This is a genomic window from Caballeronia sp. SEWSISQ10-4 2 (assembly GCF_030464885.1).
In the GTDB taxonomy this organism is placed as follows: Bacteria; Pseudomonadota; Gammaproteobacteria; order Burkholderiales; family Burkholderiaceae; genus Caballeronia.
The window spans coordinates 14,014-26,020 of record NZ_JALPRJ010000008.1 but is presented as its reverse complement, the minus strand read 5'-3'; the positions used below and the strand labels follow the sequence as shown (position 1 = coordinate 26,020).

Genomic DNA, 12,007 nt, shown 5'->3' with positions numbered 1-12,007 from the left:
GATTATCGCAGGCTTTCTTAATAGAACGATACCGTTCCGTTCTATTGTAGAATGCATCTCGATATTATTTTGGAGAGTGCAATGGCCGGAAGTGAAAGCGAAAACAGCACGCCCGCCGGCGAAAACAAAGCCGATGGCGACCGCGCCGAAGCGGGCAAAGGGCCGGAACAGGAAACGTCCGAGCCAATGGACCCGCGGCGCAAGCGCCTGAACGCGATCATCGGCGGTGCGGTGCTGCTGGTCTGCGTGGCTGCAGGCGTTGCGTACTGGCTGCATAGCCGGCACTACGAAAGCACTGACGACGCATTCATCGATAGCAATCAAAGCCAGATCGCGTCGCAGGTGAACGGGCGTGTTGTCGAACTGCTGGTCGCCGATAACCAGCACGTCGAGAAAAACCAGCCGCTGCTGCGGATCGACCGGCGCGACTTTGAAGTAAAGCTCGAACAAGCCGAAGCGCAGGAGGCGAATGCGGTTGCGCAAGTCGCGCAGGCGCGCGCCGACCTGCTTTACCAGACGGCGAACCTCGCGCAGCAGACGGCGCAGGTGCGGGTGGCGCAAGCAGACCTGACGCAGGCTCAGCAGGATCTGGCCCGGTTCGCGGGTACAGATCCTGCCGCGATCACGCGCCAACAGCTGGAACAAAGCCAGGCGACGACCAAGAGCGCGCTTGCCAAGCTCGATAGCGCGAAACAGGCGGTCCAGGCCGGCGAAGCCCAGGTTGCATCGCAGAGCACAAAGATCGACGCCGCGCAGGCGTCAGTGCGCCAGACCCATGCCGATGTCGACAATGCGAAGCTGCAACTGAGCTACACGGAAGTGCTCGCCCCGCAAGCGGGAAAGGTGACGCGCCGCACGGTGAACCTCGGCAACTACGTCACGCCCGGGCAGGCGCTGGTCGCGGTCGTTCCCGACGAGATGTGGGTCACCGCGAACTTTAAGGAAACGCAGCTCGTTCACATGAACGTGGGACAACCGGTCGATGTCACCGTCGACGCCTATCCGGACAAGCTCCTTCATGCACACATAGAGAGTCTGCAGCGCGGGACCGGGTCGGTCTTCAGCAGCCTGCCAGCAGAAAACGCGACAGGTAACTACGTGAAGGTCGTGCAGCGCCTGCCCGTGAAGATCGTCTTTGACGGCGACGACTGGCGCCACCTGCCGCTCGCGCCCGGCCTCTCGGTCAGCCCGCGCGTGACGGTGCGATAACCATGGCCGCTACTCACGCAGCCCACGCGCCATTGCCCCGGTCGGCGGCGGGGCCGTTCAACCCGTGGCTGATCGCGGTCATCGTGTCGATCGCGACGTTCATGGAAGTGCTCGACACCACCATCGCGAACGTAGCGCTCCGGCATATTGCCGGCGGCCTTGGCGCGAGCCTCGACCAGAGCACCTACATCACGACCAGCTATCTCGTGAGCAACGCGATCGTCCTGCCGATCAGCGGATGGCTCGCGAACGTGATTGGCCGCAAGCAGTTCTACATGATCTGCGTGTTGCTGTTCACGGTCAGTTCGGTGGCATGCGGGTTCGCGACCTCGCTGCCGATGATGATCGTCTTTCGCGTGTTTCAGGGCCTGGGCGGCGGCGGCCTGGCTCCTGTTGAGCAAAGCATCTTCGCCGATACGTTCACGCCCGAAAAACGCGCGATGGCGTTCGCGCTGTACGGCTTCACGGTCGTCACGGCGCCCGCCATTGGACCGATGCTGGGGGGCTGGATCACCGAGAACTATTCGTGGCACTGGGTGTTTCTGATCAACCTGCCCGTCGGCATAGTGTCGCTGGTGCTGACGTGGATGTTCGTGAGCGACAGCAAGCTGGTGCAGCAGGAACGGCGCGCCCTGCTCGATAAAGGGCTGCGGATCGACTACCTGGGCTTTTTTCTCGTAGCGGCGGGCTTCGGTAGCCTGCAGATCGTGCTCGACAAGTTCGAGCGCGAGGACGGGTTTTCATCGAATTTCATCTGCATGTTCACGGCGATCGCGGGCGTGGCGCTCGTGGCGCTGGTCATTCGTGAACTGACCACCGCGCAGCCGATTGTGAACCTGCGGCTCTTCAAGTCGCGCGCTTTCGCCATCAGCTGCAGCGTGATGTTTGCGTTCGGCTTCATCATCAACAGCACGACGCAGATGCTGCCGCAATTCACGCAAGAACTGCTGGGCTATGACGCAACCAACGCCGGCCTGACGCTCGGCCTGGGCGGCCTCGTCACGCTGTTCATCATGCCGATAGCGGGCGTTGTGACCGGGCGCCTGTTCCAGCCCAAGTGGCTCGTCATGATGTCGCTCGCCGGCACCGGATTCGCGTTGCTTCATACCGCGGGACTCGACTTGAACATCGGCTTCTGGGATGTATCGTTGTCGCGGCTCTATCAGGTGATCTGGCTGCCGTTCCTCTTCATTCCGCTTTCGACCGTGCAGTTCATCGGCATCCCGCCGAAAGAGAACAACAATGCGTCGGCTCTGATCAACATGATGCGTAATCTCGGTGGCAGTTTCGGCGTGTCGCTGGTGACGACACAGCTCGCGTGGCGGGAACAGTTTCACCATGCGAGGCTCGCCGAGCACATCACGCCGTACAACGGCTTTGTCAGCTCGCTTGGATCGATCGCCGGGAGGGTCGGGCAGCAGGCGTCGGTCATGAGTTACCTCGACGTCTTCATCATGCTGGGCGTGATCTCGCTTGTGCTGTGTCCCATTTGTTTCTTGTTGCCGAAGCTGCCGAAGGGGGCACAGGTCAATGCGCATTGATTATCGATGGATTCCGTTTGTAGCCTTCTTGTCCGCCTGCACGATGGGCCCCGACTTCCAGCGCCCCGCATTGCAGACGCCGGCGCAATGGCCCGAGGCGCCGGCCACTACCGACGCCGTTCGTTCGGTCGCGGTGCCTGAACCCGTTGATCCGCTATGGTGGAACAGCTTCGGGGATCCGCTTCTGACAGAGCTGGTCACGCGCGCCATCGACAGCAATCTCGATCTCAAGGTCGCGGCGGCGCGGCTGGCCGAGTCGCGGGCGCAGTTCGGGCAAGCGAGAGCTGATGAGCTCCCTACGTTGAACGGCAACGCGTCCTACACGCGTGAGCTTCAGAGCGCCGATGGCGTCATCGGCCTGCTCGGGGGCAGCGGGTCACCGTCGGCAACCGATACGAACGGGTTGGGCGGACGACAGGGCGGCATACCGACGCAAAGCGCGACATCAACCGCATTGCCGCCGTTCAACCTGTATCAATATGGTTTCGATGCATCGTGGGAACTCGATCTCTGGGGCCGCGTGAGGCGCACGGCAGAAAACGCGAGCGCCACAGTCGATGCTCAAAACGAAGCGCGGCACGACGCGATCGTGTCGACGGCTGCGGAAGTCGCCCGCGACTATCTCAATCTGCGTGGAACGCAGCAAAAGCTGCGCATCACGCGGGAAAACCTCGCGTTTGCCGAGCGCACCGTGCAGTTGACGAACGAGCGCGCCAAGCATGGACTCGCTACCGATCTCGATGTTGCCAATGCGCAAAGCCAGGCCGAGTCGAACGCCGCGGATATTCCGCAGGAAGAGCAGCAGGAGGCGAAGCTGATCAATGCCATTGGGGTGTTGCTTGGTGAGTATCCGCGAATGCTCGCGGAGAAGCTGAAGGAAACGCCGGACGTGCCCGTGGTACCGCCACGCGTGCCGATCGGGCTGTCATCGGAGCTCGCGAGGCGCAGGCCGGATATCCGCGAAGCGGAAGCGCAGCTTCATGCAGCGACGGCGAACATCGGCGCGGCGAAGGCGGATTTTTTCCCCAAGATCACGCTGTCGGGAAGCGTCGCCATTCAGGCGACGCAATTCACGAATCTCGGTAGCTGGGGTGCGCGCAGCTATAGCGCGGGGCCGAGCCTTTCGATTCCCATTTTCGAGGGTGGGCGCCTGCGCTCCACACTCGCCTTGAGGGAGGCGCAGCAGCAGGAGGCGGCGATCACGTACCGCAAGACGGTGCTCTCGGCGTTCCAGGAGGTCGATGACGCGCTGACAGGCTTTGCTGCCGAACAGCGTCGCCGAGACCGGTTGGATGCAAGCGTGCAAGCGTCAAAACGCGCGTTGGACATCGCAAACAAGCGCTATGTCCGGGGTCTGTCGAATTACCTCGATGTATTGACGGCGCAAAAAACCTTGCTGACAAGCGAGCAACAATGGGTCGACAGCACGGCGACGGTATCGACGAACCTCGTCGCGCTGTATAAGGCGCTCGGCGGCGGGTGGGATACGCAGGCCGGGCAGTACGCCAGTCGCGGCGTAGTGTCCACGGCCGGACGAGAATGAAGCTGGACGATTGATGTTTTCGAAGTTGTCCAGCCGATCCGCCAGCAGCGCCCGAAAAAGGCACCGCCGTGAGGAGACAAACGAGCGGGATAAAGCTCTGAGCTGGCCGGTGCAAGACGATATCCGAGGGATTGATCGACGGTCCAAAGGTGTCGGCCTCGCGCCAAAGCATCTCCATCGCCGCCCGGCAGCTGTTCGACCTTCAGCCGCTCGGCCTGCCTGCCGATCCTCAGCATCGCGACCCTACTGGTAGGCGCTCGGTATGTTGATCATCGTCGCACGAATCTATTCGCCGTCGAACTAGCGTAAAGCGAAATGGTGATCGTTAGTGATCGGCCAGGAACGGACGATGGCCGCAAGGGCTTAAATCGTCAACAATTGGGCGCGACGTCAGGTCCGCATAGCGGTGAGAACGTAGCCGACAAGAATCGCCCCCTCACAGCGGCGCTAGAATTCGGTTTTCCATCCGGTCGAATCTATAGATGACGCACTTATACGATGACACTAGAGCGCTGGCGAGATCTCTTGCCGACGCCGGTTTCGGGCGGCACGCAGAGCAGCTCCTAGCTGCGCTGTCCGAAGGATCGACCGGAACGGAGATTTTTATGATCTTGCGTTCACGCCTCTCCGACGTCATCGACGATGGAGCCGTACCCACCAAGCACAAAGTTGAAGCTGTGGGACTGCGTGACATTGTGGTCCATGCGTTGAAATAATCCGTCCGGGCATCCGTATCTCGCGCTTTCGACGTGCGACCGGCCGCTTTCGGAAACAGCGTTCGGCAGTTCAGGGTCGACCTGAGACGATCAAAGTTACTTTGACGCACTTTCCCGGCGCAGCGATAGTTCAGGGGGTGGAATGAGATCCGCCTGCCTTGCTATAGCAATTCTGTAGCAGATTTGACGGAAACCGAGTCAAGGGCCCTCTCTCACTGCTATAGCGTGTTCGAGCAGCCTAGCGAGCTCGTCGCTCGTACCCGCTTCGATCTGGATGTCGCCAACATTTAGTGTCAGCCTGCGCCCGGATCGACCTTTGAACCATCCCGCTATGGCCACACCTAGTGTGACGCCGATGATTTGCGTGCCCGTCACGACGAATTCACCGACGAGCCCCCCAATGGTAGTGCCGCTGTCCATGGTGAATACAACTGGGGTAACCAGTACACCGTTGGAGAGTAGATGATCATAAAATTTCTTCAACCCTGCCTGACACTCGGCACGGAACACGGTGCCGTCGCTCGTTGACGGCATCAACTTAATGCGGAGCGGGCTAGCATCAAATAACGTCATTCTTTGGCATCTTCGTGTAGTTCAATCCGGGAAGCTTAGTTCTACGGACTGAGCGCATGCAATCCTGCCGTGCGGGAGATCTTTTCGCAGAAGTTGCGAGCATTCGATCCGGGTTTTCTTTCATCCTTGCCACTGAAAAGGCACCACCAGAACCGTCCCGAGGGGTTAGCTCCGTTAGCGCACTCATCGACTCCGCAATACGAGAAGGCTCCTGACCTTCTGTAACCCCTCGGTGGGACGACCGACGAACAGAAGGGAACTCGCAACGCCAACTGCGGATCTTGCGACTAAATCTGCGTCGTGCAGCTCACCCGCGAATCCATGATAGTCCTTTCCGCCGCGAGCCGATTGGGGTCATTTACTAGGCCGAGCCTGACTCTATTGCCTTGATCATGCAAGATTGACGGCGACGGGGCGCGGAAATTGCGTTTTGCGGAGGCTTCTATGCGTTTTCAGCACCGTACGTTCAACATCGAGTGTTCGGCGATGGACAGCAACATCGGATTTATAGGGCAGGCAATTATCTGGCGCGGGCCACCCGACGCCGAACCGGAAGGAGCCTTTAGATCTGGCGGTCTTTCATCCTTTCCGACCCATGCCAAAGCGATCGGATTCGCAAGATTTTGGGCCGAAATTTGGTGCGATGAAACCCACGACATAGGTGGGAGTCGGGACAGCTTCCCGTACGACCGCCATATGCTGCCGATCGCAGAGCCAACTTCCCTGGCACGAAAGCGCCGTCCGCCTGCAGGCGCGCTCAAGACGCGGTCATAAACATGCAGTCGCTTGCGTTGAGGCTTATCCGACGCCTGCCGGCAGGCGCCGCACCGTGTTCACAGCCATAGCGACCACGGCAGACATCCAACAACTCTCAGCGACCTGAGACGATCAAAGTTGCTTTGACCGGTTGCTCCGAGGTGGCGATAGTTCAGGGGGTGGAATGACAAGCAAAAAACCTTGTCAGATAAGACATCTACTTGCTGCTATAGCAAATCTGTAGCACGCAAAAATCCCCAGTAAAGCATCAACGGACTACTACTTAGTCCCCACGTTTCGTGCGCCCGTTCGACGGCAATCGGCCGAGGCTGTGTCAAAACGTGTGGCGCTAAGACTTGGCTAGAAAGTCGGCTTGTCAGAACGCTCTATACGGGCTTCGTGACCCTCGGGGAAGGGTAAAAAGACCCCCTAAAACCTAGTGTTTTTGAGTTCTCACACAGCCTCGGCCAGTTTCAGCCATTCAACATTACTACCTAGATGATTTTCAATCCGTTCGAGTAGAAGGGTCCTCGGCACAAACTCTCGGGTTGTCTGGCGAAGTACATTACGAAGCGTTTTTCAGAGCATGTGATGAACGAAAAGCGCTACTGGACCAGTCGTGGGGTCGTTGTCCGGAGCGCACGCCATTCGACCACCTTCTGTCGGACCATCCGGCGGGGGCACTGAAAATCGCTTTTGCGGCGGCGAAGCGGGCCGGGGCGACGCTCGACCGGTGTCAGACGTTCTGGAGACAGGAATGGGGATGCTTGTCGCTGTCCACCCGGGAGCTGTAAATGCTGGTCCGGGGGTCGTGGGCATGCTCAATATCAGGAATCAAATTAGCAGGTAATCAAGCTTCTGTTTAGCTAAACATAATAAAAATTGGTGAAACTACCTGTTGTCAGCGCATCTCTATTAAGGGACCCTCTATCGGCGTGTCGTTGACGCTATGCGTTGGGGCGCTCCTTGCGGTGGTGACCTGGATTCGAAGTCCCGGGCGTCGACAGGAAATTTCCCTTCCAGTCTAGGCACCGACAACGTGGAACAGGTGAACTCGCCGGCCTACTGGTCGGATATGATATTAAATTTCTAGTACATAAAGTAGTACTAATTAAATAATCGACAGTAGTTTTGGAGGAGCACATTATGTCAACGATTGCGCTTAAATCTATGATGAGAAGCCCGGTGCGAGCAATCAAGTACGTGGGAGCCGGAGCGATTCTCGTCTTGCTTGCTGCGTGCGGTGGCTCATCTTCGGATTCGTCCCCTGCCAATACAGCCGGCACAGCCGCTCAACGATCGAATGTGCCTGGCGTGAGCGTTGCGCAGTACGCGAACTCATTCGTGACGCGGCAAGGCTCGCAATTGTTGGTCGCAGGACAGCATTTCCGGTTTGCGGGCGCGAACGTTGAGTATCTGGGGTTGAAGAACTATGGGCCCGCATCGTCGACGTCGATACCTGTTGGGAGCTATAGCTATCCGACGCAATACGAGGTCGACGATGCGCTCGCGACCGCGCATGAAATGGGCGCAACCGTGATCCGTGCGCAGACACTCGGCGATACGGTTGGATGTCCGCTGTGTATTGAACCGGCTCAAGGCGTGTTCAACGATGCCGCGTTCGCGCACATGGATATGGTGGTTGCCGAGGCGCGTAAGTATGGAATAAAGCTGATCGGCGAGTTCGATGGCGACGCGGGCGGGACTGGATTAGGTGAGTCCTACAATTGGTATTGCACGTGGCGCAACATATCCAGTTCCAGTTGCGCGGCGGCATTTCTAACCGATCCGAATTTGATAGGTGATTACAAGCAACATATGCGGGCGATACTGACCCACGTCAATCCGCTGACAGGGCTTGCATATAAGGATGATCCAACCTTCCTCGGATGGGTGGATGGCAATAATCTCAATCTCGACCTTAGTGCCATAACTTTCACACCCTCCGGTGTGGTCGTCCCTCCCGCGGTATCCGACGCACAAATGACGGCGTGGTTGAACAACGTATCGACTTATTTCAAATCCATCAACAACAAGCAGCTGTTTATCGACATCAGCCAGAACGGAGCAGCCACTCCGGCATCGCTTGTACTCAGTGCGTCCAATGTCGATATTTTTGCTAACGAATGGTATCCGCACTGGACGCCTTCAGCGGCGAACGCGAAGGTTACTGGCGATACACCTCAGGTTCATACGATAGCTGCGCAAGTTGTTGCCGCCGGCAAGGCTTACGCCATGATTGAATACGGATGGGACCAGACCGATTACCAGACCACTGCGGCCCTGCAGACATTTTTGGATGGCATCGCTTCCGATTCCAATATTGCGGGCGACAATTTCTGGGCATTGATATCGCATGCAAGCGGACACGGCTGGTTGCCGATCCCGGCCAATGAAGGATGCCAACCCAATTGCGAATCGACCGAAGACGGCAACTGGTGGGCACTGTATTACACGGGCATCACCACGCTTTCCAACACCGCCGCAGACATGGCTCAGCGAGCACAAATGCTGCGCCAACACGGTTACACACTGAATGGATTTAGCGCTGCGCCTTCGCACGAACTCGTGGGAGCGCCGGTGATTACATCCACCGACGGCGGACATGTCGAATTTGAAGGTGCAGCAGGTTCCCCCACTTACTCGGTGCAGATGCTGCAGGCGAACGGTAGCTGGACGACGCCGTGCCAGAACTGCACGACCGATGCAGGAGGCGGCTGGGTCGATACGACCGGACAGTCGACGCCGTGCTATCGCGTCGTCGGCGTGAATCTGGATGGCGTTCCGGGCACCCCGTCTGCGCCTGCGGGCAGCGGATGTTCGACGCTCACCGCACATCGCGAGCAGCAGCCGACGAGCGGTACATGATGTTTGCGCGGCACCAGGCGTCGACCGCCAAGAGCGTATGAACCAACAGCGCTACCTTGTCACCGGGTATCGAAGGTAGCGCTGTGAATTGCGCTCTGCAAGGGACTGTACCGAGATAGATCCGACACCTCTATCCAGAAGACACTGACCGTGATCCAAGGATGTCGGCCAATCGTTCTGAGCCGGGTTGGGATTTTTGAGCAACTGAGATGTCTAGGGAGACTGGCTCGGGTTCCGGCACGAAATTAACAGATTAGATAGGGTCACCACCTACCATACTGAACGGCCGCTTTCCGCAAAATCGAGTGTCCCTTCAGGGTCGACTTCACAAGTTCGACATCGGACCGGGTCGGGCCATTTTGAGACGTTCGACACAGCCGCCTTGATCGTTGAGAATCGACGGACGAACGCCAGATAACGACCATCATCGACATGAATAATCCTGGTTCACCATTCTTGCCCGCGTCGGACATTGACACCAGCGAGTTCCAGGCCGGTAGATGCGGTCCCGTGCAATGGTAGTGCTTTTGAAACCGACTGCTCGATCAATCGTATTTCGTCAAACTGGGTTACTAGTTCAAAACATAAGAGAAACGCGAAGGTATAACAAGGCCCGGGAAATCTGTGAATCCATCCCAGGATCGGCACTGCAAAACGCGTTCTGACGGAGTCCCGTGACATCACATATGTGAGGACAATTCCGATCGCAGCCCCCCCGAGCACGTCGGTCGGATAGTGCAAGCCGAGATAAACGCGCGGCATGCATATGAAGATCGTGGTGTACAAAAGCGCGAGCACGCCCACGCGGCGCCAGACGAGAAAAATTCCTGTCGCGACCGCCATCCACAGCATCGCGTGGTCGCTCGGAAAGGAACTCCAGGTTCGCAGCACCGCCTCGGGCGCACCGGCTGATGGAAAGTGCAGGTGCAGTTCGGGGTTATAGATTGGTCGCCCCCGGAATGGTAAGTAATGGGCGAGAAGCCTGCCGATTGCGAGTGACAGAAGGCCGCTCGCAATCGTTGCGATGACCATTTCACGCTCCCATTCACCACGCTGACTGGGTTTGAACCATATCCACCACAAAACGGGTATGAGCACCAAGCCCTTCGATGTATATAGGTCCGCGATTACCCTTATCGCGTGGTTAAGCAAGTCGGAGCCAAAAGCGAAGTGCGTCAGAAAAGTTTGAATTGCTGTATCGAAACTGTCCATTTCGCATCTCCTCTTAGATCTATCGCTATAAAAATGGCTGTTAGCGAAAGCTGACGCTGGCGCGCGCTTTTTCTGAACCGCGGGTGCGCCAAGTATGTCACCCCGGACGTAAGCACGAGACGTATACAAAATAACGGGTCCAGTTCACTTGTCAGGGCTTTTTCTTTGTCCGCGGCTTGTTCAATCCCATGTTACAAGGGCTGTGGCCTGGCGCTGTCTGAACGGCATAATTGCTAATTTGCGATCCGGCTAGCGGGCTATATTCGCACACCATCCCGCACTAAAAACCTCTACCCGATCCAACCATGCCCGAGCTATTTTCCGAATTCGACTGGCGCTGGAAATCCTTCGACGCCCTGAGCGCACTCGACGTCTACGCCATGCTCGCCGCGCGCAGCGAAGTGTTCGTGGTGGAGCAGAAATGCGTGTACGGCGATGTCGACGGACAGGACCCCGATGCGTGGCATTTGCTCGTCTATCGCCATTCAGCCGATGCACGGCCTGCACTCGCTGGTTATCTGCGAGTCCTGCTGCCGAACCCGGCTGACGGCGAAGAAGGTTCCGATATCCGCATCGGTCGCGTGCTGACAACGGCCGGTTTCCGCGGGATCGGATTGGGCCAGGTGATGCTCGAACGCACGCTGGGTTTCATCCATGAACAATGGCCCGGCCAGCCGATACGTCTGCACGCTCAAGCACGATTGCAGCGTTTCTACGCCGGCTTCCGTTTCGAGCCAATTTCCGATGTCCACGTGGAAGACGACATTCCGCACATCTGGATGCGCCGCACGTAAAAGTGCAGCGCTATACCGTTTCTAGATGACTTCAGGAAGCAGGCAATTCGATCACGCGGCGCACGTCGTGTGTAATCGTATCGATGGAATCGCTTTCGGTGGCGAGCAGGCGCGCGTGGCCGTGGCCATCGAAGATATAGACCGCGGAACTGTGCGTGACGTCGTACGCGCCGGATGGATCGCGTTTCTCCATCTGGTAAGCCACGCGATACCGCTTCGCAATGCCTTCAATCGCCCCATCCGTGCCAGTCAGGCCGACGGCGTGCTGTGCGTCGAACGCACGCACGTAGTCATGCAGCACGGCCGGCGTGTCGCGGGCGGGATCGACGGTAATGAACGCAATGCGCGTGTTTTTTGCGTCGGGCCCGAGTTGCTGCAAAACTTGCATCAGCCGCGCCATGGTCTCCGGGCACACATCCGGGCAATGCGTGTAGCCGAAATAAACCAGCGTCGTCCGGCCCGCGAACGACTGGCCGGTGACGGGTTTGCCGGTATCGTCGGTGAGATTGAAGTCCAGGTCGGGCAGATGGCCGCTGACATCGGTCAGCTTCCAGGGCGTGGTGTCAGGGTGTGAGCACGCGGCAAGGCCGGCGCTCAGGAGCCACGCGGTGAGCAGTGCGGCAAAGCAGCCCTTGCGTTGAAAACTGAACCAGGAAGACATTTTGCAACTCGGATGAGGGTAGGGTGCATCAAGGCGGATGGGTGATCGATCAAACAGCGCGTCCACGAAGCCATCCGGGTGCCGACTCTATCTCAGAATAGAAGCTTACGCCGGGCGTACACGGGCGCTGGCAC

At 58.2% G+C, this 12,007-nt stretch carries 8 protein-coding genes; 5 read left to right on the top strand and 3 right to left on the bottom strand.

Going from position 1 to position 12,007, the window contains the following annotated elements:
- Positions 1–81 precede the first annotated feature (81 nt).
- The 3 genes from M0D69_RS07265 to M0D69_RS07255 are packed head-to-tail and all read left to right on the top strand — an operon-like array spanning position 82 to position 4,293.
- On the top strand, positions 82–1,209 hold the full coding sequence (locus M0D69_RS07265) for an HlyD family secretion protein (protein ID WP_301781388.1): 1,128 nt from the start codon (positions 82–84) through the stop codon (positions 1,207–1,209).
- Between the two features lie 2 nt (positions 1,210–1,211).
- Complete coding sequence (locus tag M0D69_RS07260; protein WP_301781387.1) at positions 1,212–2,750, top strand: DHA2 family efflux MFS transporter permease subunit; 1,539 nt, start codon at positions 1,212–1,214, stop codon at positions 2,748–2,750.
- Positions 2,740–4,293: an efflux transporter outer membrane subunit gene (locus M0D69_RS07255; protein WP_301781386.1), complete on the top strand. Its 1,554-nt coding sequence runs from the start codon at positions 2,740–2,742 to the stop codon at positions 4,291–4,293. Before M0D69_RS07260 ends, M0D69_RS07255 begins: the two co-directional genes overlap by 11 nt.
- 914 nt (positions 4,294–5,207) lie before the next feature.
- Here the strand turns inward: M0D69_RS07255 and M0D69_RS07250 are convergent.
- Entirely contained in the window at positions 5,208–5,582 is a 375-nt protein-coding gene (locus M0D69_RS07250) for a hypothetical protein (RefSeq protein WP_301781385.1), read from the bottom strand.
- A 1,941-nt stretch (positions 5,583–7,523) separates the two neighbouring features.
- On the opposite strand from M0D69_RS07250, the gene M0D69_RS07245 reads away from it, so the two are divergent.
- The gene (locus M0D69_RS07245; RefSeq protein ID WP_301781384.1) at positions 7,524–9,206 is read left to right on the top strand and encodes a hypothetical protein; all 1,683 of its coding nucleotides are present in this window, start codon (positions 7,524–7,526) and stop codon (positions 9,204–9,206) included.
- A 447-nt stretch (positions 9,207–9,653) separates the two neighbouring features.
- Here the strand turns inward: M0D69_RS07245 and M0D69_RS07240 are convergent, their stop codons facing one another.
- On the bottom strand, positions 9,654–10,418 hold the full coding sequence (locus M0D69_RS07240; RefSeq protein ID WP_301781383.1) for a phosphatase PAP2 family protein: 765 nt from the start codon (positions 10,416–10,418) through the stop codon (positions 9,654–9,656).
- A 305-nt stretch (positions 10,419–10,723) separates the two neighbouring features.
- Here M0D69_RS07240 and M0D69_RS07235 point away from each other — a divergent pair, with 305 nt between their 5' ends.
- Positions 10,724–11,212: a GNAT family N-acetyltransferase gene (locus M0D69_RS07235; protein WP_301781382.1), complete on the top strand. Its 489-nt coding sequence runs from the start codon at positions 10,724–10,726 to the stop codon at positions 11,210–11,212.
- A 31-nt stretch (positions 11,213–11,243) separates the two neighbouring features.
- On the opposite strand, the gene M0D69_RS07230 is transcribed toward M0D69_RS07235, so the two are convergent.
- On the bottom strand, positions 11,244–11,873 hold the full coding sequence (locus M0D69_RS07230; protein ID WP_301781381.1) for an SCO family protein: 630 nt from the start codon (positions 11,871–11,873) through the stop codon (positions 11,244–11,246).
- Positions 11,874–12,007 lie beyond the last annotated feature (134 nt).